This window comes from Aquabacter sediminis, from assembly GCF_028863665.1.
Taxonomy (GTDB): domain Bacteria; phylum Pseudomonadota; class Alphaproteobacteria; order Rhizobiales; family Xanthobacteraceae; genus L1I39.
Window position 1 is genome coordinate 156,547 of record NZ_JARBFX010000003.1, and the last position, 20,377, is coordinate 176,923.

Below are 20,377 nucleotides of genomic sequence, written 5' to 3' on the forward strand. Positions count from 1 at the left end.
GCAAGGCCCCGTCAGGGATGAATCACGGAAGGGTTCGGGACCGGTGGGAGACGCGCCCCTCGCGCCAGGCGACGCCCGCGCCCGCCGCCACCACCAGGGCCGCGCCGCAGAAGACCAGCCAGTGCGGCCATTCCCGGAAGAAGACCGCGCCGAAGGCCACCGCCCACAGCAAGGTGGCATAGTTGAACGGTGCCACCACGGAAGCGGGGGCATACCGATTGGCGGCGGTGAGCAGGATCTGCCCGACGCCGCCGGAAATCCCGACACCCACCAGCACGAGCGCCGCGTGCCAGGACGGCAGCGACCATTGCGGCACGGTGACGAGGCTGGCCGCCGCGGCCACGATGGAGAAATAGAAGACGATGGAGCCGGTGGTCTCGGTCTGCGTCAGGCGGCGCACCTGCGTCACCGCAAATCCCGCGCCGATGGCGCCGAACAGCGCGAGGCCCACGCCCAGCGCCGCCCCCTCGGCCTTCATGCCGTGCATGGAGAAAATGGGGGTGAGCATGGTGATGATGCCCACGAAGCCGATGCCCACCGCCATCCAGCGATAGGCCGGCACCCGCTCGGAGAGGATGAGCGCGGCCAGCACCACGGTCACAAGCGGCGTCACATAGGTGAAGGCAATGGCCTCGGCGAGGGGAATGTAGGCCAAAGCGGCAAAGCCCGCCCACATGGAGCTGACGCCCACCAGGCCCCGCACCACATGGCCGCCGAAATGCGTGGTGACGAATGCCCCGCGCAATTCCTTCCGCGCACCCAGCCAGATCAGGAGCGGCACGAGGCCGATCATGGAGCGGGCGAACACCACGAGGCCGCTCGACACTTCGTCGGCGACGCCACGCACCAGCGTGGACATGATGGCGAACGCAAGCGTCGCGCAAAGCTGCAGGAAAATGCCGAGGGAGGGGCGCATATCTGGATCAATCTGGGCCGGCGGAAGAGGTCCCGCGGCGCCCTTCGTCCTATACCTGCTTCCCTTAAATTTGTGTCATGCAACAATGGCATGCCCGCCCAGCGAGCCGGCACGTCAGCGCCGGGCACCGCCCAATCACAGCCTTATTCCTTGCCGTAGCCTTTCGCCCTAACGTAAAGGCGCCCCAACAAGCCCGCTCGCGAGGACCCTCAATGCACCAGCCGCTGCAGCGCACCAAAGTGTGGGACCTGCCCACCCGCCTGTTCCATTGGTCGCTGGTGGCGCTCATCATCGCCGCCTATTTCACCGCCGAGCTGGGGCTCATCGACTGGCATTTCCGGTGTGGCTACACCATCCTCACCTTGGTGCTGTTCCGCATCCTGTGGGGCCTGTTCGGCAGCGACACCGCGCGCTTCTCGCGATTCGTGAAGGGCCCGGGCGCCGCGCTCGGCCATCTCTCCCATTTCCTGCGCCGCGAGCCCGACCGGGAGGTGGGCCACAATGCGGCCGGCGGGCTGATGGTGCTGGTGCTGCTCGCGCTGCTGCTGGTCCAGACCGGCACTGGCCTGTTCTCCAATGACGGCGTGTTCACCGAAGGCCCGCTCGCCCATTTCGTCGGCGGCCTGTCGGACACCCTCACCGGATGGCATGAATTCAACTTCAACCTGATCCTGCTTGCGGCCGCGCTCCATGTGGCGGCCGTCCTGGCCTATGCGGCCTTCAAGGGGCAGGACCTGGTGCGGCCCATGGTGACCGGCTTCAAGAGCCTGCCCGTGACGCAGGCCGCCCCGCGCATGCGCCCTGCCCTGCTGGCTCTGGCGCTGCTGGCGGTGGCGGCGGCGGTGGTGTGGGGCATCTCGCGGCTGGGGTGAGCCGGTTCAGCCTCGACCTGAGTCAGCCTTGACCTCAGTCACCCTTGGGACTGGGACTGCGACTGCCCCGGCCCGCCGCGGCTCGGAAGTGTGGCGTCCTTCGCCCGCACCTGGACCTCCTCGGTGGCGCCAAGCGCGCGGATGGGGGCGACCCCCAGGCTGTCCAGGCCCACCGCAAGGCGCACATAGGCGTCGGTGGCGCACAGGCAGCGGCCGGTATCGAAGCCGACCCAGCCGATCTTGGGCACATGGGCCTCGGCCCATTGGCGCGCGGCGCCCGTCGTGCCCTCCTCCACCGCATAGCCCGACACCTGCCGGGCCGGCACGCCGATGATGCGGGCGACGCTGGTGAAGACATGGCTCAGGGCGGCACTGGAACCGGCGAGCTTCTCCGCCACGTCGGCGGCGGCGGGCACGGGGCCTTCCGCTTGCGTCTCCTCGAACCGCTCGGCGATGAGAGCCATGAGGGCGTGCATGCGGCCGAGGTCGTCCTCGGACGACGTCTTCACCTCGTCCGCGAGGGCGAGGAGATCCTCGGAGGGAGCGGTGAGATCGGTCTGTCGCCGGAAGAAAGAAGGGGGAAACCGCTCCACCGTGCCGCGCACGATGCCGCTGGTGTCCTGCGTCTCCACCTCGCCCTCGGCGAGCAGGATCACCTGCTCGCCCGGCCCCTCCAGTGAGAAGGTGTGGGTCAGGTTTCCGAACGCATCCTCCTGGGGATAGATGCGGCAGTCGGGCACGATGTCCAGGGACCAGCGCAGGATGTGCTGGCCCACATGGTTGCGGGGCGTCACGCGAATGGTCGCGGTGGCGGTCCGCAGATTGGGTTCGAGCCGATGGCGAACCTCGTGCCGGATCCGAATACGCATGTGACCCCTCGGGAACTGGCGCGGCAGACCCTGCCGCGCTCAGGTCAGATATTGTTCATTGATGGCTGCGCCGAGCCGATTGTTCTCTGAAATGAACTCGGAAATGAATTCATGCAAGCCGGTTTGGAAGACATCGTCGATGCTCTGATTGGTGAGCTTGGCCTGGGTCGCGCGGGCGAGCCGCTGCGCGGGACCCTGGCGGCCATAGGCTTCGGCGATGTCGTCCAGCGACCGCGTGAGATTCTCGTAGCACGACGCCAGAGAGCGCGGCATGGCGCGGTTGAGGATCAGCAGATCCGCCACCAGCCAGGGCTTCACACTGTCCCGATAGACCCAGTGGAAGGCGGTCAGCGCCGACACGGAGCGCAGGATGGACGCCCACTGGAAATAGTCCAGCGGCCCGCCCACCCGCTCCTTGTCGGGCAGCAGAACGTGATACTTCACATCCAGGATGCGGGCGGTGTTGTCGGCGCGCTCCACATGGGTGCCGGTGCGGGCGAACCAATAGGCGTCGTTGCGCAGCATGGACCGGTACATGGCGCCGTCGAAGCGCAAGGTCGCCTCCTTCACGAAGGCGAGGAAGCGCGTCAGTTCCTCCCGGCTCAGCGTCTTGTCCGGGAAGGCGCGCAGCTCGATCCAGGCGCCGTTGATGGCATCCCACATGTCGGAGGTGAGCGCGGTGCGCACCGAGCGCGCATTGGTGCGGGCGACCTCCACGCAATTGCGGATGGAAGCGGGGTTTTCCGCATCGAAGGCCAGGAAGGAGACCACGGCCTCCTCGCTCGCCTCCTCCAGCGGGCCATGCTTGGCCACGAACAGCTCGGAGCAGCCGGCGGTGAGGATGGCCGATCCCCACTCATTGGTTGAGCCGCCATGGGAGGCCGGCTGGTAGGACAGGCGCTGCGCCACGTCCAGGATGCGCGCGAGGCAATCGGCGCGTTCCACGTAACGGGTCAGCCAGTAGAGGTTGTCTGCGGTGCGGGAGAGCATGGTGGCACCATCTGGAAGGGAATGGGAGGCGGCGCTTCGGGGCGCCGCGCGTTGGCGCGTCCTGGGGCGGGCGAGAGGGCGAAGACCCGATCAGGTGTTCAAGACCCAGGTGTCCTTGGTTCCGCCGCCCTGGCTGGAATTGACCACGAGGGAGCCTTCCTTCATGGCCACCCGCGTCAGCCCGCCCGGCACGATGCGCACCTTGTCGCTGCCGGTGAGGATGAACGGCCGCAGGTCCACATGGCGGGGCGCGACGCCCTCCTCCACGAGGGTCGGGCAGGTGGACAGCGCCAGGGTGGGCTGGGCGATGAAGTTGGCCGGATCGTGCTTCAGCTTGTTGCGGAACACCTCGATCTGCGCCTTGTCGGCCTTCGGACCCACCAGCATGCCGTAGCCGCCGGAGCCGTGCACTTCCTTCACCACCAGCTCGGGCAGGTGCTCGAGCACATATTTCAGGTGGTCGGGCTCGCGGCAGCGCCAGGTGGGCACGTTGGGCAGGATGGGCTCCTCGCCCAGATAGAAGCGGATGATGTCCGGCATGTAGCTGTAGACGGCCTTGTCGTCCGCAACGCCCGTGCCCACCGCATTGGTGAGGGTGACGTTGCCGGCATGGTAGGCGCTCATGAGGCCGGGCACGCCGAGCACGCTGTCGGGACGGAAGACCAGCGGGTCGAGGAAGTCGTCGTCGAGGCGGCGATAGATCACGTCCACCCGCTTCGGCCCCTCCGTGGTGCGCATGTACACCACATTGTCCTTCACGAAGAGGTCGCGGCCCTCCACCAGGTCGACGCCCAGCTTGTCGGCCAGGAAGGAGTGCTCGTAATAGGCGGAATTGTAGATGCCGGGGGTCAGGATCGCCACGTTGGGCTCGTGGCTGCGATGGGGCGCCAGCGAGCGCAGGGTGGCCAGCAGGTCGTCGGCATATTTGTCGACCGGGGCCACCTTGTGCATGGAGAAGAGCTCGGGGAACAGCCGCAGCATGATCTCCCGGTTCTCCAGCATGTAGGACACGCCGGACGGGGTGCGGGCATTGTCCTCCAGCACATAGAAGGTGGAGGGATCGGTGCGCACGATGTCGATGCCGGCAATGTGCACATAGATGTCGTGCGGGACTTTCTGGCCGTTCATCTCCGGGCGGAAGGCCGGGTTCTGGTAGACCAGATCCTCGGGAATGACCCCGGCGCGCAGCACGTCGCGCTTGCCGTAGACGTCATTGATATAAAGGTTCAGCGCCTTGGTGCGCTGCTCGAGCCCCTTGGCAAGGCCCGTCCATTCGTCCTGGGTGATGATGCGCGGGACGATGTCGAAGGGGATCAGACGTTCCTGGGAATTCTGCTCGCCATAGACGGCAAAGGTGATCCCGATGCGCCGAAAGATGTATTCGGCTTCCTTGCGGCGCTGGTTCAGCACGTCATGCGGAACCGTGCTCAGCCATTTGCTGAGGGTCTCATAGGCGGGACGGATGACGCCGTCGTCGCTGGACATCTCGTCGAAAGTACGCCGCATTTGGACTGCCACTCCGCTTGATTCCACCCTATGTACAAGCATCGTGCCAAGGAAGACCCAACACCCGCAAGGGAGGTGTCGGGGGAAAGACGGGGCAACGGCTGGTCAAAACGTGGGCAAAGGCGCGTTCGGTGCTTTTGTACCAAGCAGGAGGTCGGATCATGATGGCGGCACACGACACGCAACCGGTCACGGCCGCACTGTTGGTGATCGGGGACGAGATCCTTTCCGGCCGCACCAAGGACAAGAATATCGGCCATGTGGCCGAACGCCTCACCGAGGTCGGTGTGGACCTGAAGGAGGTCCGCGTGGTGCCGGACGAGGAGCCGGAGATCGTGGCCGCCGTGAACGCCCTGCGCGGGCGCTACGACTATGTCTTCACCACCGGCGGCATCGGGCCGACCCATGACGACATCACCGCGGACGCCATCGCCAAGGCGTTCGGCGTCTCCATCGACGTGGACCCGCGCGCCCGCGCCATGCTGCTGGAATATATCGCCGAGAAGGACCTCAACGAGGCCCGCCTGCGCATGGCCCGCATTCCCGACGGGGCGGACCTGGTGGTCAATTCCGTCTCCAAGGCGCCGGGCTTTCGCCTCGGCAATGTCTATGTGATGGCCGGCGTGCCGCGCATCATGCATGCCATGCTGGAAGCCATCCTTCCCGAGCTGCGCAAGGGCGCGCCCATGCTCTCGCGCACGGTGCTGGCCAATGCCAAGGAAGGCGACATCGCAGCGCCCCTGGGCGAGATCGCCAAGCGCTATCCCAAGGCCATCATCGGCTCCTATCCCTTCCTGGACGAAGCCGGCCGTCCCAACACCAACCTGGTGGTGCGCACCCGCGATGCCGCCCTCTTGGACGAGGTGGGGGACGCGGTGGCGGCCATGGTCGCCCGCCGCTGAGGGCATGGCTCGGGCGCGCTTCATTCGCGCGCCTGTCTTGCGTCCGGGCGCGTGCCACGCCAAATCTGGAACAGGTCGAACGTGCACCGCCGGGGGGCGGGCGGCGCGGGCGGCATCCCCATAGAGCCGGATCCGACCGCAGCGGATCGTCTTGCGATCCAGCGCGGTCGGTGAACCCGTCTCTTTTCAACGTGAGAGAGCGCGATCCGCTCGGATCGTTGCAATCTGAGCGGATCGCGCTCGAGCCGGAGTGACCCCATGACGTCCATGAAGTTCGGACATGGCCAGCCCTATACCCGGCTCGAAGACCCCGCATTGCTCACCGGCGCCGGCCGCTTCGTGGCGGATGCCGCCGCCAAGGTGAATGCCGCCTTCGCTCATGTGGTGCGCTCGCCTTATGCCCATGCCCGGTTCGAGATCACCGGCCGCGCGGCGGTGGAGGCCATGCCGGGCGTGCGCCTCGTGATGACCGGGGAGGACGTGGCCGATTGCGGCAGCCTGCCGGTGGCGGCCGTCATTGCCATCGTGGGTGAGGCCCGCCTCTGGAAGCCAGAGCACCCCATCCTCGCCAAAGGGGTGGTCCGCCATGTGGGCGAGCCCCTGGCCTTCATCGTCGCCGATACGGCCGATGCCGCCCGCGACGCCGGCGAGGCGCTGGAGATCGAATGGGAGCCCCTGCCCGCCATTGCCGACCTCGACCGCGCCACCGCCACCGATGCGCCGCAGGTCTGGCCGCAGAGGCCCGGCAACGTCGCCTTCACCAGCGAGATCGGTGATGAGGCGGCCACCGACGCCGCCTTCGCGAAGGCGGCCCATGTGGTGCGCCTGCGCCTCGTCAACAACCGCGTCATCACCAATTACATGGAGACCCGCGGCGTCCTCGCCGAGGTGGAGGAGAGCGGCCGCGTACGGCTCACGCTGGGCAGCCAGGGCAGCCATCTCCTGCGCAATGCGGTGGCGGACAAGATTCTGAAATGGCCGCGCGAGGAATTGCGTGTCGTCACCCCCGACGTGGGCGGCGGCTTCGGCACCAAGATGTTCCCCTTCCCGGAATATCCCCTCGCGGCGCTGGCCGCCCGGCGCCTCAATGCGCCGCTCGCCTGGATCGGCGACCGCAGCGAGCATTTCCAGGCCGACACCCAGGGCCGCGACAACATCACCGAGGCGGAACTGGCCCTCGACACGGACGGCCGCTTCCTGGCGCTGCGGGTGGAGACCGCAGCGAATATGGGCGCGTATCTGGCCTATTACGGCCCCTTCGTGCCGGTGGGCGGCGCCCGCATGCTGCCGGGGGTCTATGACATCAAGGCCGTGTTCGCCCGCATTCGCGGCATCTACACCCACACCGTGCCGGTGGACGCCTATCGCGGCGCCGGGCGCCCGGAGGCCGCCTATGTGATCGAGCGGCTGGTGGATGCGGCCGCCCGCCAGATCGGCCTGCCGCCGGAAGAATTGCGGCGGCGCAACTTCATCGCGCCCGCCGCCATGCCCTATGCCACCGCCACCGGCCGGCTCTATGACAGCGGCGAGTTCGACGGCCACATGACGCGTGCGCTGGAACAGGCCGACCATGCCGGCTTTGCCGCCCGCGCGGAGGCCTCCAAGGCGCGCGGCCTGCTGCGCGGCTTCGGCTTTGCCACCTATATCGAGGCCTGCGGCGGCGGCCTGCCCGAGCCGGCCTTCCTGCGGCTCGATAAGGATGGCGGCTTCACCCTGCGCATCGGCTCACAATCCTCCGGCCAGGGTCACAAGACCGCCTATGCACACCTGGCCGCCGCTCACCTGAAGGTGCCGCTCGACCAGGTGCGGGTGCTCCAGGGTGACACAGACGACACGGCGGAAGGCCACGGCACCGGCGGCTCGCGCTCCATTCCCGTGGGTGGCGCGGCGGTGGCCGGCGCGGCGCGGCGCCTCGCCCAGAAGCTGCGGGAGTTGGGCGCCGACGCGCTCGAGGCCGATCCCGGCGACATCGAGCTGGTGGATGGCGGCGTCGAAGTGGCCGGCACCGACCGGCGCCTGGATTTCTCCGCCCTCGCCGCGCTTCCTCAAGCAAGCGAAGACACCATCGCCGCCCAGGACGCCTTCGCGCCGCCGGAAGCCACCTATCCCAATGGCACCCATGCCTGCGAGGTGGAGATCGACCCGCTCACCGGCGAGGTGCGCGTGGTCGCCTATACGGTGGTGGACGATTTCGGCGCGGTGGTCACGCCAGTCCTGCTGGAGGGCCAGGTCCAGGGCGGAATTGCCCAGGGCCTCGGCCAGGCGCTGCTGGAGCGCACGGTCTTCGATGAGGAGGGCCAGCTTCTCACCGCCTCCTTCATGGACTATGCCCTGCCCCGCGCGCAGGACATTCCGCCCATCCATTTCGAAACCCGCAACGTGCCCTGCACCACCAATCCGCTGGGCGTGAAGGGCGCGGGCGAAGCCGGCACCATCGGCGCTTGCCCGGCGGTGATGAATGCGGTGGTGGATGCGCTTCATCGCGGGTGTGGAATCGCGCACCTGGACATGCCGGCGACCCCGCTCGCCGTGCGAGAGGCCATTGCTGCGGCGGGCGTATCGCACTGACGCCGCTCCGCTCGCGCAAGCGTGAGCGGAAGCAAAGCGTTGCGACGCAGGGGCCGGCGGGTGCGACGCCCCCGGCTCGCGCAAGCGTGACGTTAGGGCACTAGCCCTGGATAGGACGCCTTTCATATAACGCTGCGTCATTTCAGACGGAGCATATAATGCGTCCCCTTTTCCTTGCTGCCCTTGTCCTGCCGTTTGTCGCGGTCTCTGCCGGCGCCCAGTCCGACCCGATCAAGGAGCGGCAGGCGATCATGAAGCAGATCGGCGACCAGACCGGCGCCGGAGCGGCCATGCTGAAGGGCGAGGCGCCCTTCGACGCCACCAAGGCCGCCGCCATCTTCAAGACCTTCGCCGAGGGCGGCGCCAAGTTCGGCACGCTCTTCCCCGAAGGCTCCGACAAGGGTGACACCAAGGCCCTGCCGGCCGTGTGGAGCAAGCGCGCCGGCTTCGAGGCGGACCTGGCCGCCTTCAACAAGGCCGTGGCGGCGGGCGCCCCCAACATCGCCACCGCCGACGGCTTCAAGAGCGCATTTTCGGCCGTCGCCCAGACCTGCCGCACCTGCCACAGCACCTATAAGGCGCGCTGAAGCGCCCTCTTCCCCTGCGCCCGGATCCTGGTGATCCGGGCGTTTTCGCGCCGGACCTCCCCCGCGCCGACGCGCGGGGGGCTTGACCCTTCGCGCACCGCCTGCGATGCGAAAGCCAAAGCAATCGCCGGAGGCCCCCGATGAGCGACGCGCCCGCCTACGATCCCAACAACATCTTCGCCAAGATCCTGCGGGGCGAGTTGCCGGCCTTCAAGGTCTATGAGGACGAGAAGACCTACGCCTTCCTCGACATCATGCCCCGCGCCCCCGGCCACACCCTGGTCATCCCCAAGGCGCCCGCCCGCAACATCCTCGACATCGACCCGGAAGACCTCGCTTATGTGGCCAAGGTCGCCCAGAAGATCGCCCGTGCCGGCAAGGCGGCGTTCGCCGCCGATGGCGTGACCGTCCAGCAATTCAACGAGGCGGCCGGCGGCCAGGTGGTGTTCCACCTGCATGTGCATGTCATTCCCCGCCATGACGGCGTGCCCATGAAGCCCGCCGCCAGCATCAAGGAAGACATGGCCGTGCTGGCGGAGCATGCCGAGAAGCTGAAGGCAGCGCTCGCCCAGTGACCGGGAGCCGCACGCAGGGCCCGGACGGCCCCGCGAGCGCAGTTCCGGCCGCCGTGCGCGTCACCGCCCCGGCCCGGCTGCATCTCGGCTTCCTCGATCTTGGCGGCAGTCTCGGCCGACGCTTCGGCTCCCTGGGCCTGACCCTGGAGCGCCCCGTCACCAGCGTCCATCTCGCGCCTGCGCAGAGGGACAGCCTCGACGGCCCCGACAGCGCGCGGGCGGGGAAGGCCCGCGATGCGGTGCGCGCCGCAACGGGCGCCTCCCGGCCCCTCGCCATCACCGTGGAAACCGCCCTGCCCGCCCATAACGGCCTTGGCTCCGGCACCCAGCTGGCGCTGGCGGTGGCCGCCGGCATGGCGCGGCTGAAGGGGCGCCCGGATGATCCGCGCGCCCTTGCCGGCGCGTTGGGCCGGGGCCGGCGCTCGGCCATCGGCCTTGCCGCCTTCATGGCGGGGGGCGTGGTTGTCGATGGCGGCAAGGCGGTGGGCGGCGACGCCGACGCCCCGCCCCCGGTCATCGCCCGCCTGCCGGTGCCGGACGACTGGCGTATCCTCCTCATCACCGACACCGCCCGCGCCGGCCTTTCCGGCGAGGCGGAGACCCGAGCCATGGGCCGCCTGCCGCCCTTCCCCGAAGACCTGGCCGCGCATCTGTGCCACCTTACCCTCATGCGCGCCTTGCCGGCCCTGGCAGAAGGCGCGGTGCAGGGATTCGGCGCGGCGGTGGGCGAGATCCAGCGGCATCTGGGCGACCATTATGCCGCGGCGCAGGGCGGCGGGCGCTATTCCAGCCCGGACGTGGCCGAGGTGATGGAGTTCCTTGCCGCCGAAGGGGTTGCGGGCATCGGCCAGAGCTCCTGGGGGCCCACCGGATTTGCCATTCTGGGTAGCCTGGAAGAGGCCGAGGCGCTTTCATCCCGGTTGCGCAGCCGTTATGCTGCCAAGGCCAATCTGGGTTTTGATTGCGTGCGGGGAAACAACCGCGGCGCAGACGTGGTGGACCTCTAGGACCGCATCCGCGGTCCGGATTCCCGCGCTCTGCCTCGCCACCCGCTGTCCCGTTGTTTCCCCAGCACGGAGCCGTACGGCCATGGCGGACGCCGCCCCCATCCTTCACCTCATCTCGCCTTTGCCCCATGTGAGCCCGTTCGACGTGAACATGGCGGTGGATGCCGGCTATGTGCACCTGGCCCCCTATCCCCGCGTGACGCTGGATGAGGTGCGCGACCTGGTGCAGGACATGATGTTCTCCCGCGCTCCCTCCGCCGCCGCCCGCACCGGGCTGTTCATCGGCGGCAAGGATGCGGGGCTTGCCCTCGACATGGCGGAGATCGCCCGCCAGTCCATCTTCCCGCCCTTCGAGATTTCCATCTTCCCGGACCCCGCCGGCGCCTTCACCACCGCCGCCGCCATGATCGCGCGGGTGGAACAGGCCCTCAAAGCCACCCGGCCGGAGGGATTGCAGGGCGCGGCGGTGCAGGTCTATGGCGCCACGGGCGTGGTGGGCGGGGTCGCCGCCATCATCGCCGCGCGCGCGGGCGCCCATGTCACGCTGGTCAGCCATCGCGAGGTCGGAGCGGTGGAACTGAAGGCTCAGGACTATGCCCGCCGCTTCGGCGTCACCTTCGCCTGCGCGGAGGGCGCGGACGAGGCCCAGAAATTCGCCCTCGTGCCGGAGGCGGAGGTGATCCTGGCCGCCGGCAAGGCGGGGGTGGAGATCCTCAGCGCCGCGCACCTCGCCGCCGCCACGCGGCTGAAGGTGGCCGCCGACGTGAATGCGGTGCCGCCCGCCGGCATTGCCGGCATCGGCGCCCATGATGCCGCCGCGCCCCTGCCCCATGGGGTGGGGATCGGCGCGCTGGCCATCGGCCAGTTGAAATACCAGGTGCAGCACCTGCTGCTGAAGCGCATGCGGGAAACCGAGCATGCGCTGTTCATCGGCCTCGACGAGGCCTTCGCCCTCGCCCGCGAGCTGAAGGTGTAGCCCATGGATCTTGCCGTCATTGCCCTGTCCGCCCGCCCGCTGGCCGCCAGTGCGGCGCGCGCCGGCTTCTCGGCCCTTGCCCTCGATCTGTTCGCGGACCTCGACACCTGTTCCAAGGCGGCGCGCTGCGTGCGCGTGCACAAGAAGGACGGCTTCGCCTTTGACGGCGACGACCTGATCCAGGCGCTCGCTTCCCTCTCCCCGCCGGGCCTGCCGGTGGTGCTGGGCGGCGGGTTCGAGGACGATCCGGGGCTGATGACCCGCATCGGCGCCCGCAATCCCATCCTGGGCAACATGGCGGACACGGTGCGGGTGATGAAGGATCCGCTGGCCATGGCCGCCCTGTGCGGGCACCTGAAGATCCCTTTCCCGCGCGTGACCCTCGCCGCCCCCGAGGGCGCGCTCGCACAGGCCTCCCTGCTGGAAAAGAAGATCGGCGGCGCCGGCGGCGGCCATATCCGCCGCCGCGCGGCGGGCGATCTTTCCCCGCCGGCGCCGGGCTTCTACCTCCAGGAGGAAGTGACGGGCGAGGCCCATTCGCTCCTCCTCCTCTCCTCCGGCCGGGAGGCCCTGGTGGTGGGCGCCTCGCGGCAATGGTCGGACGGGGACGAGGCCCATCCCTTCCGCTTCGGCGGCGCCGCCGGCCCGGTGGCGCTGCCCCCGGCCTTCGACGAGGCCATCCGCCGCGCCGCGATCATTGCGGTGACGGCCTGCGGCCTTGTGGGCCTCGTCTCGGTGGACCTGCTGGTGGGCCCTGAGGGCTGGTGGCTCGTCGAGATCAATCCCCGCCCCGGCGCCAGCCTCGACATTTTCGACGTGGACCCCCTGCCCCCGCTGCTGGCGCTGCATCTGACCGCCTGTGGCGGCAAGCTGCCGAAAAGCCTGCCCACCCCGGCCGAAGCGGTGGCGGCGGCCGTGCTCTATGCGGACGAGCCGATCATGATCCCGCCCGGCGACTGGCCGGAGGGGATCTATGACCGCACCGCCGCCGGCACCGTCATTCCCGCCGGCGGCCCCATCTGCACCGTCAAGGCCAAGGCTGGGACGGCGGACGCGGCGCGGCAGAAGCTGGCGGACCGCCTCGCCGCCGCGCGTGCCCATCTGGGCCTGCCAGCGCGCGGGTGAGGCGGATCATGACGCAGACTGCCCCCCCTTTGCTGGCGCGCCGCGCCGCCCTTCTGGTGGACGCCCTCGCCGCTGATGCCCGCGCCCTTCGCCTGAAGGTCAGCGAGGGGCCGCTCGGTGCCCGCATCATCGATGCCGGCATCGCCGCGCCCGGCGGGCTGGAGGCGGGCCGGCGCATCGCCGAGATCTGCCTCGGCGGCCTCGGCACCGTGGGCTTCGAGACAAGCCCGTTGTTCGATCCCTTCCCCACCCTGGTGAGCGTCGGCACCGGCGACCCGGTGCTCGCCTGTCTCGGCAGCCAGTATGCGGGATGGAAATTGGCGGCCGGCGACTTCTTCGCGCTCGGCTCCGGCCCCGGCCGCGCCACGGCGGCGGTTGAGCCGCTGTTCGCGGAACTGGGCCTGAAGGAGGCGGGGGAAAGCGTGGCGCTGGTGCTGGAGACCAGCCAGGTGCCGCCGCCCGAAGTGGTGGTGGAGGTGGCCCGCGCCTGCGCGGTCGCGGCGGGACAGGTGACCTTCATCCTCACCCCCACATCCAGCCTTGCCGGCGCGGTGCAGATCGCGGCGCGGGTGCTGGAAGTGGCGCTCCACAAGGCACACGCGCTGCATTTCCCGCTGGAGCGGATCCTCGACGGGCGCGGCAGCGCGCCGGTGCCCCCGCCGGCGCCCGACTTCATCGCCGCCATGGGCCGCACCAATGACGCCACCCTCTATGGCGGCCAGGTGCATCTGTTCGTGACCGGGCCGCAGGACGAGGCGCGGCAATTGGCACAAAGCCTGCCCAGCAGCACCTCGCGGGACTATGGCCAGCAGTTCGCCGAGACGTTCGCGGCCTGCGACTGCGACTTCTACCGCATCGATCCCATGCTGTTCTCCCCCGCCCGCGTCACCGTGACGGCGGTGGACCATGGCACCAGCTTTGCCGCCGGAGCGCTCGACCCCGCTTTGGTGGTGCGCTCCTTCGGCGGCTGACATGAGCAATCCCGCGCCCGTCGCGCTGTTCGCCGAAAAGCCGGACTGGCACACCGGCCGGCTTCTGTCGGCCTTGGAAGCCCAGGGGCGGCAGGGGCGCATCGTGCCCCTTTCCCGCTGCGGCTTCGCCATCGGCGAGAGTGCCCACGGCCTCATCCTGCCCGGCTTCGAGGACCAGCTTCCCGCCGCCGCCTTCGTGCGCACCGTGCCCAACGGCTCCACGGAGGAAATCACGCTGCGGCTCGGCGTGCTCCATGCGCTCGGTGCGCTGGGGGTGAAGGTGGTCAATTCCGCCCGCGCCATCGAGCGGTGCGTGGACAAGGCCATGACCTCGTTCCTCATCGCCCGCGCGGGCCTGCCCACCCCGCGCACCTTCGTGCTCCAGGACCGCGCCCCCGCGCAGGCGCTGGTGGACGCGGCACCGGGCGACACGGTGCTGAAGCCGCTGTTCGGCTCGCAGGGGCGCGGCCTCCTGCGCCTCTCCCCCCGCACCGACCTGCCGGAGGCCGAAGCGGTGGAGGGCGTGTTCTATCTCCAGGACTTCGTACCCCGCGCGGAGGGCCTGCATGCGGACTATCGGGTGTTCGTGGTGGGCGGGCGCGCGGAAGCCGCCATGCGGCGGGTGAATGAGGACTGGATCACCAACATCCATCAGGGCGCCGAGGGCGAGCCCGTGCCCGCCACCGGCCCGCTGGCCGATCTGGCGGTCGCCGCCGCGCAGGCCGTGGGGGCGCAGGTGGCCGGCGTCGACCTGATCCGCGACCGGGACGGCAGTCTCCTGGTGCTGGAAGTCAATTCCATGCCCGCCTGGAACGGGCTTTACGCGGCCACCGGGCAGGACATGGCCGCACCCATCGCCGCCTTGCTGTGCGGCGTCCCTCAACCCGCATGATCGCGCCCGACACGACTGCGCGCCTGTTCGTGGCAGCCTGCCGGGCGGAGCTCCTGGCCCTGAAGCCGGGCAATGTGCACGTGCACGCCGCCGGCCACGGCATGGAGGTGGCGCAGTTCGAGGCCGCGGCGACCGCCGCTGCCGGCCCCCTCTCGGTCGCGGGCGCGCCGGTGGGTGACCGCATCGAACAGGCCGTTGCGGCATCGCTGGCAGTGGCCGGCTGCAACACCAATCTGGGCATCCTGCTCCTGTGCGCGCCGGTGATGGCTGCAACGCAGATGCCTGCCGACCGGCCCTTTGCGGCCCGGGTGGAGGCGGTGCTCGCCGCGCTCACGCCGGAGGACGCAAAGGCCGTGTTCCGCGCCATCGCGGCCGCCAATCCGGGCGGGCTCGGCACGGCGGAAAATGATGTGCGCGCCCCCGCTTGCGTGCCGCTCCGGGTCGCCATGGCGGCGGCCGCCGATCGCGACCTCATCGCCCGGCAATATGCCGGCGGCTTCCAAGAGGTGTTCGCCCTCGGCGTGCCCGTGGCGGCGGCCCATCGGGGCGATCCGGCGCGGGCGGCGCAGGCGGTCTATCTGTCTTTCCTGCAAGCTTTCCCGGATAGCCATATCGGCCGCAAGTTCGGCCGCGCCACCGCGGAGGCGGTGCGGAAGGAGGCGCGGGCGGTGTGCACCGGCCTTGAGGGCCTGCCGGATGCCGACCGCACGTCCCGTCTCCTCGCCTTCGACGCAGACCTGAAGGCGCGCGGCCTCAATCCCGGCACCAGCGCTGACCTGACCGTGGCCAGCCTGCTTGCGGACGCCCTGGTGGAGCAGGAAGGGTGAGGGTGCCTTCAGCGAAAATCCGCCAGATCGGCCGCCGTGAGCGTGCCGTCATGAAGGGCGGTGGCGACCAGAACACCGGCCGCGCCGGCCGCCACCAGCGCATCCAGGTCCGCCCGGCCGCGCACGCCGCCGGCCGCATAGATTTCCGCCAGCGGCGCGCGGGCGCGCAGGTCCGCGATGCCGGACAGGTCCGGCCCTTCGCCCGAGCCGACGCGGGCGAGCGTCATGGCAATGAGGCGGGACGGCCACAAGGCGGGCGTCTCGTGCACGGCCAACGGGCCGAGGGGGCCCTCGGCGGTGCGGTCCAGCGAGAGCACGAAGTCGCGCCCCGCAAGGCCGGCGAGGGCCTCCACATCCGAAAGCGATTCACTGCCCACCACCGCCGTGCCGAGATCGGCCGCCCGGCGGGCGTCGAGGGCCTCAAGGCGCGCCTCGGCGGCATCCACCCACACATCAAGGGCGGGAAAGCGCGCCCGCAGCGCCGCGACCACAGGGGCATTGTCGCCCGTGCCGGCAATGGCGTCGAGATCGGCCACGTAAAGGGTCCGGAACCCGCCGAGCGCCAGGAGCGCTTCTGTCAGGACAAGCGGGTCGGCCCCCTCGGCGAGGCGGGATTGAACGGGGCGGTAGAGATGGCGCAGGCCCCGGCGGGCATGCACCACCTGGCCTCCCTTCAGATCGATGACCGGGATAATCTGCATGAGCGGGTGTCCGGAATCGGGAGGCAAGCGGAATGCGCGTGTTCGTCTGCGAGTTCGTGACAGCCGGCGGTCTCAGGGACAAGCCCCTGCCGGAGGATCTGCTGCCCGAAGGCACGCTGATGCGCGACGCCATCCTCGCCGATGTCACCGCCCTTCCCGGCCTTCATCCCGTGCTGGTCCAGGACGACCGCCTGCCCCCCGCCTTGCTCCCCGCCGATTTGGTGGCGGAGGGGGACGACCCCTGGGCGGCTTGGGCGCGCGCCTGTGCGGAAAGCCATGTGGTCTGGCCCATCGCACCGGAGACGGACGGGCTGCTCGCCCGCATGGTGGAGATGGCGGGGGCGAGCGGGGCGCGCGTCATCGGCTGCACGCTGGAAGCCATCGCCACCGCCTCCAGCAAGCTGAAGACAGCCATCCGCCTGGAGGCCCACGGCCTGCCGGCCATTCCCACCTTTCCCGCCACGGCCGCGCCGCGCCGGCTCACCGGCCGCCGCCTCACCAAGCCCGACCAGGGCGCGGGCGCGGTGGAGACGCGGGTGTGGGACGCCGGCGCCGCCACACCCACCGATGCAGGGCTCGTTGTGCAGCCTTTCATGGAGGGCACGCCTGCCAGCCTCACCGTGCTCTGTCGGCCGGATTGCACGCGCCTGCTTGCCGCCAACCTCCAGCATGTGAGCGTGGCGGAAGGCCGCCTCAGCCTTAAGGGCCTGACAGTGGGCGGCATCAGTGACACAGACGGGCGGCTGGCCGCCCTGGCGGAAGCCGTGGTGGCGGCCTTTCCGGGCCTGTCCGGCATCATCGGCATCGACATCCTGCTCACCGAGGCCGGGCCGGTGGTGGTGGAGGTCAATCCCCGCGTCACGACCGCCTATGCGGGCCTCCACGCCGCCCTCGGGGTCAACCCCGCCGCCTTCCTCCCCGAGCTGATCCGCGATGGCGTGCCGCCCTCCCTGCCGCATCTGCCCAAGGCCGAGCCGGTCGAGGTGCTCGTGAGATGACCAAGGCGACGCTTCTCGGCTGGGACGTGGGCGGCGCGCATTTGAAGCGCGCGGTCTTCGATGCCGCCGGCACCCTCCTGGAGGTGGACCTCGCCCCCTGTGCGCTCTGGCGCGGGCTGTCCGAGCTGGATGATGCGCTGGCCGCGTTCCCGCCCCTCCCCGGCCTGCCCTCGGCGGTGACCATGACCGGCGAACTGGTGGATCTGTGGCCCGACCGGCAGGCGGGCGTCGCGGCGCTCACCGCTGCGCTGGCGGAACGGCTCGGGCCGGGAACGCGCTTTTATGCCGGGCCGCGCGGCTTCGTGGGCCTGTCGCAGGCGGTGGATGCCGCGCCCCTCATCGCTTCCGCCAACTGGCACGCCACCGCTGCGGCGGTGGGGCACCTCGTGCCCGATGCCGTCCTGATCGATATGGGCTCCACCACCACGGACATCATTCCCGTGCGCGCCGGTCAGGTGGCCGCCCGCGGCTTTTCCGATGCGGAGCGGCTGGTGACGCGGGAGCTGGTCTATACTGGCCTTGCCCGCACGCCGGTCATGGCGCTGGCGCACACCTTGCCCTTCCGGGGCGAGGAGGTGCCGCTGATGGCGGAATATTTCGCCACCAGCGCCGACATCCACCGCCTCACCGGCGCCCTCCCGGAGGGGGCCGACCTGCACCCCGCCGCAGATAACGGCGTGAAGACAGAGGAAGGCAGCGCCCGCCGGCTGCTGCGCATGGTGGGGCGCGACCTGATCGCAGATGATCCCGGCAGCCCCTGGGGCGCCAGTCTGGATGAGGCCCAGGCGCTGGCCGCCGCGGCAAGCGAGGCGCAGATGACCACCCTCGCGCAAGGCCTTGCCTGCGTGCTCTCCGCCGCCCGCCTGCCGGCCGCCGCACCGGTGGTGGGGGCGGGCATCGGGCGCGGCTACGTCGCGCGGCTGGCGTCACGGCTGGACCGGCCCTATTTGGACCTCGCCCCGCTTCTTTGCGAAGATGAGGCGCGCGCCCTCCGCGCCGCCGATTGCGCGCCGGCGGTGGCGGTGGGCCGCCTTGCGCTTTCCGCCGACGACGCTCTCCTCCTGCCCGCGTGACGCATCATGATCGAGCCTTCCTCCACCGCCCTCGACCTGCCCGCCGCCGACGCCCAGGCCGTGCCCGGCCCGTCCCGCAGCGACCGGGTCTTCCTGCGCGCTTTGCCCTTCTTCGCCCGCCACGGCGTCTATGAGGCCGAGCAGGAGCTGGGCCAGCGCTTTGTTGTGGATGCGGACTGGTGGCTCGACACCCGCCCCGCCGCCTGGGCGGATGATGCGGGGCTGACCGTCTCTTACCAGGAGGTCTACGGCCATATCCGCGCCGTGGTGGAGGACGAGCCGGTTCATCTCATCGAGACGCTGGCCGAGCGCATCGCCACACGCCTGCTCGATCATTTCCCCGCCATCGAGCAGGTGCGGGTGGTCGTCCACAAGCCCGGCGCGCCCATTACCGGCGTGTTCGGGGATGTGGGCGTGGAGATCATCCGCACCCGCTGAGCGCTCAATGCTCCGAGAGCAGCCGCAGCCCCACGATGCCCACCACGATGCAGGCGATGCAGGCGAGCCGGGGCAAGGTTGCCGGCTCATGATAGGCCAGGATGCCCACCACCGCCGTGCCCACCGTGCCGATCCCCGCCCACACCCCATAGGCGGTGCCCACCGGCAGGGTCTTCATGGCGAAGTTGAGCATGATGAGGCTGAGCACGATGAGGGCCACGGTGATGACGCTCGCCAGCGGCTTGGTGAAGCCTTCCGAATGCTTCATGGAAATGGCCCAGCCGATCTCCAGGAGCCCGGCGAGAAACAGGATGATCCAGCTCATTCCGCAACTTTTCCCATCAGGAAATATCTTGTCGATGCAATAAACGCGAGCCGACGCACCGAGGCAAGCCGGCGCGCCATGCTCCTGCCGCAGGGGCGGCGGCGGTGCGTCACCCTCGACGCGCCCCGCGCCTTGAGCCATAAGGGCGCCGTTGGTTGATGCGGCAACAGGAGAGACACGTGAGCCAAGCGGTGACCCTCGAGAGCTATCTTGCCACCTGGGCGGCGGGCGATTCCAAAAGGAGCGCGGTGGCCGAGGCGGTAAAGAGCATCGCGCGCGCGGGCGTCACCATTGCCGACCTGGTGGCGCAGGGGCCGCTGGCCGACCATTTCGCCAAGGTGCGCGGCGACGAGGCCAATGCCGGCGGCGACACGCAGAAGGAACTGGATGTGATCGCCGAGGAGACCATCCTGGACGCGCTGAAGCACGCGCCGGTGGCCTATCTCGGCTCCGAGGAGAGCGAGACCGCCATTCCGGTGGCCGAAGGCGGCTCGCTGGTGGTCTCCGTGGACCCGCTGGACGGCTCGTCCAACATCGACACCAACGTTTCCATCGGCACCATCTATTCCATCCTGCCCTATGATGCCGCGACCTTCCCCGATCCGACCGCCGCGCTGATGCAGAAGGGCTCGGCGCAGGTGGCCGCCGGCTTCCTGGTCTATGGCCCCTCCACGGTGCTGGTCTCAACGGTGGGCGAGGGCACGCAGGTGTTCGCCTATGACCGGGCCAGCGGCACCTTCATCCTGGCCCGCGCGGCGGTGGAAATTCCCGCCGAGACCAAGGAATACGGCGTCAACCAGTCCAACGTCCGCCACTGGGCCGCGCCCATGCAGGCCTATCTGGCCGACTGCCTCGCCGGCAAGGACGGTCCGAGGGCTAAGGACTTCAACATGCGCTGGGTCGGCTCCATGGTGGCCGACGCCTTCCGCATCTTCACCCGCGGCGGCGTCTATATCTATCCGGGAGACAGCCGGAAGGGCTATGGCGAGGGCCGCCTGCGCCTGATCTATGAGGCCAACCCCGTCGCCTTCCTCACCGAGCAGGCCAAGGGCGCGGCCACGGACGGCCAGACCCGCATCCTGGACATCGTCCCCGCCAAGCTCCACCAGCGCATTCCGCTGGTGTTCGGCTCGCGCGAGGAAGTGGCCAAGATCGCGTCCTATTACTGATCGCACGGTGCGGTCGCGGGCGCCCGAGCATCCGCGACCGGCCGAACCGTGGCGCCGCCGGGAGCGGCGCCCCATATATGGAACGGGCCG

General features: G+C 69.6%; 21 protein-coding genes. 15 read left to right on the top strand and 6 right to left on the bottom strand.

The annotated features are described in order from the left end of the window. Positions 1 to 22: 22 nt before the first annotated feature. A complete protein-coding gene (locus PV781_RS06450; protein ID WP_274774811.1) occupies positions 23 to 916 on the bottom strand; it encodes a DMT family transporter in 894 nt (297 codons plus the stop codon). Positions 917 to 1,128: 212 nt separating this feature from the next. On the opposite strand from PV781_RS06450, the gene PV781_RS06455 reads away from it, so the two are divergent. After that, complete coding sequence (locus tag PV781_RS06455) at positions 1,129 to 1,788, top strand: cytochrome b/b6 domain-containing protein (protein ID WP_274774812.1); 660 nt, start codon at positions 1,129 to 1,131, stop codon at positions 1,786 to 1,788. A 38-nt stretch (positions 1,789 to 1,826) separates the two neighbouring features. On the opposite strand, the gene PV781_RS06460 is transcribed toward PV781_RS06455, so the two are convergent. The 3 genes from PV781_RS06460 to PV781_RS06470 form a co-directional block, all read right to left on the bottom strand. Further along, positions 1,827 to 2,657, bottom strand: a complete 831-nt coding sequence (locus PV781_RS06460) for a transglutaminase family protein (protein WP_274774813.1) — start codon at positions 2,655 to 2,657, stop codon at positions 1,827 to 1,829. A 39-nt stretch (positions 2,658 to 2,696) separates the two neighbouring features. Beyond that, positions 2,697 to 3,647 carry an alpha-E domain-containing protein gene (locus PV781_RS06465; RefSeq protein ID WP_274774814.1) on the bottom strand — a complete coding sequence of 317 codons (951 nt, stop codon included), beginning with the start codon at positions 3,645 to 3,647 and terminating at the stop codon, positions 2,697 to 2,699. A 90-nt stretch (positions 3,648 to 3,737) separates the two neighbouring features. After that, positions 3,738 to 5,153: a circularly permuted type 2 ATP-grasp protein gene (locus PV781_RS06470; protein WP_274774815.1), complete on the bottom strand. Its 1,416-nt coding sequence runs from the start codon at positions 5,151 to 5,153 to the stop codon at positions 3,738 to 3,740. Positions 5,154 to 5,314: 161 nt separating this feature from the next. On the opposite strand from PV781_RS06470, the gene PV781_RS06475 reads away from it, so the two are divergent. The 10 genes from PV781_RS06475 (at position 5,315) to PV781_RS06520 (ending at position 15,583) form a co-directional block, all read left to right on the top strand. Next, on the top strand, positions 5,315 to 6,055 hold the full coding sequence (locus PV781_RS06475) for a competence/damage-inducible protein A (protein ID WP_425532367.1): 741 nt from the start codon (positions 5,315 to 5,317) through the stop codon (positions 6,053 to 6,055). Between the two features lie 258 nt (positions 6,056 to 6,313). After that, a complete protein-coding gene (locus PV781_RS06480; protein WP_274774816.1) occupies positions 6,314 to 8,623 on the top strand; it encodes a xanthine dehydrogenase family protein molybdopterin-binding subunit in 2,310 nt (769 codons plus the stop codon). A gap of 158 nt (positions 8,624 to 8,781) precedes the next feature. Next, on the top strand, positions 8,782 to 9,210 hold the full coding sequence (locus PV781_RS06485) for a c-type cytochrome (protein WP_274774817.1): 429 nt from the start codon (positions 8,782 to 8,784) through the stop codon (positions 9,208 to 9,210). A 140-nt stretch (positions 9,211 to 9,350) separates the two neighbouring features. After that, positions 9,351 to 9,785, top strand: coding sequence for an HIT family protein (locus PV781_RS06490; RefSeq protein WP_274774818.1), 435 nt, complete (start codon positions 9,351 to 9,353; stop codon positions 9,783 to 9,785). After that, positions 9,782 to 10,792, top strand: coding sequence for a beta-ribofuranosylaminobenzene 5'-phosphate synthase family protein (locus PV781_RS06495; protein ID WP_274774819.1), 1,011 nt, complete (start codon positions 9,782 to 9,784; stop codon positions 10,790 to 10,792). Before PV781_RS06490 ends, PV781_RS06495 begins: the two co-directional genes overlap by 4 nt. An 82-nt stretch (positions 10,793 to 10,874) precedes the next feature. Beyond that, entirely contained in the window at positions 10,875 to 11,768 is an 894-nt protein-coding gene (locus PV781_RS06500; RefSeq protein ID WP_274774820.1) for an NAD(P)-dependent methylenetetrahydromethanopterin dehydrogenase, read from the top strand. Between the two features lie 3 nt (positions 11,769 to 11,771). Next, on the top strand, positions 11,772 to 12,893 hold the full coding sequence (locus PV781_RS06505) for an ATP-grasp domain-containing protein (protein WP_274774821.1): 1,122 nt from the start codon (positions 11,772 to 11,774) through the stop codon (positions 12,891 to 12,893). A gap of 8 nt (positions 12,894 to 12,901) precedes the next feature. After that, entirely contained in the window at positions 12,902 to 13,864 is a 963-nt protein-coding gene (mch, locus tag PV781_RS06510) for a methenyltetrahydromethanopterin cyclohydrolase (RefSeq protein ID WP_274774822.1), read from the top strand. Position 13,865: 1 nt separating this feature from the next. Then, positions 13,866 to 14,756 (top strand): RimK family alpha-L-glutamate ligase, encoded by an 891-nt coding sequence (locus PV781_RS06515; RefSeq protein WP_274774823.1) that lies wholly within the window; start codon positions 13,866 to 13,868, stop codon positions 14,754 to 14,756. Continuing rightward, positions 14,753 to 15,583 carry a triphosphoribosyl-dephospho-CoA synthase gene (locus PV781_RS06520; protein WP_274774824.1) on the top strand — a complete coding sequence of 277 codons (831 nt, stop codon included), beginning with the start codon at positions 14,753 to 14,755 and terminating at the stop codon, positions 15,581 to 15,583. The genes PV781_RS06515 and PV781_RS06520 overlap by 4 nt, the downstream gene beginning before the upstream one ends. A gap of 8 nt (positions 15,584 to 15,591) precedes the next feature. Here the strand turns inward: PV781_RS06520 and PV781_RS06525 are convergent, their stop codons facing one another. Next, on the bottom strand, positions 15,592 to 16,284 hold the full coding sequence (locus tag PV781_RS06525) for a HisA/HisF-related TIM barrel protein (RefSeq protein ID WP_274774825.1): 693 nt from the start codon (positions 16,282 to 16,284) through the stop codon (positions 15,592 to 15,594). A gap of 32 nt (positions 16,285 to 16,316) precedes the next feature. On the opposite strand from PV781_RS06525, the gene PV781_RS06530 reads away from it, so the two are divergent. Genes PV781_RS06530 through folB form a run of 3 tightly spaced genes read left to right on the top strand, consistent with a single transcriptional unit; the run spans position 16,317 to position 18,793 of the window. After that, positions 16,317 to 17,282, top strand: coding sequence for an ATP-grasp domain-containing protein (locus PV781_RS06530; RefSeq protein WP_274774826.1), 966 nt, complete (start codon positions 16,317 to 16,319; stop codon positions 17,280 to 17,282). Further along, positions 17,279 to 18,355: a hydantoinase/oxoprolinase family protein gene (locus tag PV781_RS06535; protein ID WP_274774827.1), complete on the top strand. Its 1,077-nt coding sequence runs from the start codon at positions 17,279 to 17,281 to the stop codon at positions 18,353 to 18,355. The genes PV781_RS06530 and PV781_RS06535 overlap by 4 nt, the downstream gene beginning before the upstream one ends. A 6-nt stretch (positions 18,356 to 18,361) precedes the next feature. Beyond that, a complete protein-coding gene (gene folB / locus PV781_RS06540; RefSeq protein ID WP_274774828.1) occupies positions 18,362 to 18,793 on the top strand; it encodes a dihydroneopterin aldolase in 432 nt (143 codons plus the stop codon). Between the two features lie 4 nt (positions 18,794 to 18,797). Here folB and PV781_RS06545 read toward each other — a convergent pair whose 3' ends face one another. Further along, on the bottom strand, positions 18,798 to 19,118 hold the full coding sequence (locus PV781_RS06545) for a DMT family transporter (protein WP_274774829.1): 321 nt from the start codon (positions 19,116 to 19,118) through the stop codon (positions 18,798 to 18,800). A gap of 179 nt (positions 19,119 to 19,297) precedes the next feature. Between PV781_RS06545 and PV781_RS06550 the strand changes: the two genes are divergently transcribed. Further along, the gene (locus PV781_RS06550; protein WP_274774830.1) at positions 19,298 to 20,287 is read left to right on the top strand and encodes a class 1 fructose-bisphosphatase; all 990 of its coding nucleotides are present in this window, start codon (positions 19,298 to 19,300) and stop codon (positions 20,285 to 20,287) included. The last annotated feature ends 90 nt before the right edge of the window (positions 20,288 to 20,377 follow it).

What these genes read in the sequence shown, in the direction of transcription:
- PV781_RS06450 (WP_274774811.1), bottom strand. Translation starts at nt 916, where the DNA reads ATGCGCCCCTCCCTCGGCATTTTCCTGCAGCTTTGCGCGACGCTTGCG.
- PV781_RS06455 (WP_274774812.1), top strand. Translation starts at nt 1,129, where the DNA reads ATGCACCAGCCGCTGCAGCGCACCAAAGTGTGGGACCTGCCCACCCGC.
- PV781_RS06460 (WP_274774813.1), bottom strand. Translation starts at nt 2,657, where the DNA reads ATGCGTATTCGGATCCGGCACGAGGTTCGCCATCGGCTCGAACCCAAT.
- PV781_RS06465 (WP_274774814.1), bottom strand. Translation starts at nt 3,647, where the DNA reads ATGCTCTCCCGCACCGCAGACAACCTCTACTGGCTGACCCGTTACGTG.
- PV781_RS06470 (WP_274774815.1), bottom strand. Translation starts at nt 5,153, where the DNA reads ATGCGGCGTACTTTCGACGAGATGTCCAGCGACGACGGCGTCATCCGT.
- PV781_RS06475 (WP_425532367.1), top strand. Translation starts at nt 5,315, where the DNA reads ATGATGGCGGCACACGACACGCAACCGGTCACGGCCGCACTGTTGGTG.
- PV781_RS06480 (WP_274774816.1), top strand. Translation starts at nt 6,314, where the DNA reads ATGACGTCCATGAAGTTCGGACATGGCCAGCCCTATACCCGGCTCGAA.
- PV781_RS06485 (WP_274774817.1), top strand. Translation starts at nt 8,782, where the DNA reads ATGCGTCCCCTTTTCCTTGCTGCCCTTGTCCTGCCGTTTGTCGCGGTC.
- PV781_RS06490 (WP_274774818.1), top strand. Translation starts at nt 9,351, where the DNA reads ATGAGCGACGCGCCCGCCTACGATCCCAACAACATCTTCGCCAAGATC.
- PV781_RS06500 (WP_274774820.1), top strand. Translation starts at nt 10,875, where the DNA reads ATGGCGGACGCCGCCCCCATCCTTCACCTCATCTCGCCTTTGCCCCAT.
- PV781_RS06505 (WP_274774821.1), top strand. Translation starts at nt 11,772, where the DNA reads ATGGATCTTGCCGTCATTGCCCTGTCCGCCCGCCCGCTGGCCGCCAGT.
- mch (WP_274774822.1), top strand. Translation starts at nt 12,902, where the DNA reads ATGACGCAGACTGCCCCCCCTTTGCTGGCGCGCCGCGCCGCCCTTCTG.
- PV781_RS06515 (WP_274774823.1), top strand. Translation starts at nt 13,866, where the DNA reads ATGAGCAATCCCGCGCCCGTCGCGCTGTTCGCCGAAAAGCCGGACTGG.
- PV781_RS06520 (WP_274774824.1), top strand. Translation starts at nt 14,753, where the DNA reads ATGATCGCGCCCGACACGACTGCGCGCCTGTTCGTGGCAGCCTGCCGG.
- PV781_RS06525 (WP_274774825.1), bottom strand. Translation starts at nt 16,284, where the DNA reads ATGCAGATTATCCCGGTCATCGATCTGAAGGGAGGCCAGGTGGTGCAT.
- PV781_RS06530 (WP_274774826.1), top strand. Translation starts at nt 16,317, where the DNA reads ATGCGCGTGTTCGTCTGCGAGTTCGTGACAGCCGGCGGTCTCAGGGAC.
- PV781_RS06535 (WP_274774827.1), top strand. Translation starts at nt 17,279, where the DNA reads ATGACCAAGGCGACGCTTCTCGGCTGGGACGTGGGCGGCGCGCATTTG.
- folB (WP_274774828.1), top strand. Translation starts at nt 18,362, where the DNA reads ATGATCGAGCCTTCCTCCACCGCCCTCGACCTGCCCGCCGCCGACGCC.
- PV781_RS06545 (WP_274774829.1), bottom strand. Translation starts at nt 19,118, where the DNA reads ATGAGCTGGATCATCCTGTTTCTCGCCGGGCTCCTGGAGATCGGCTGG.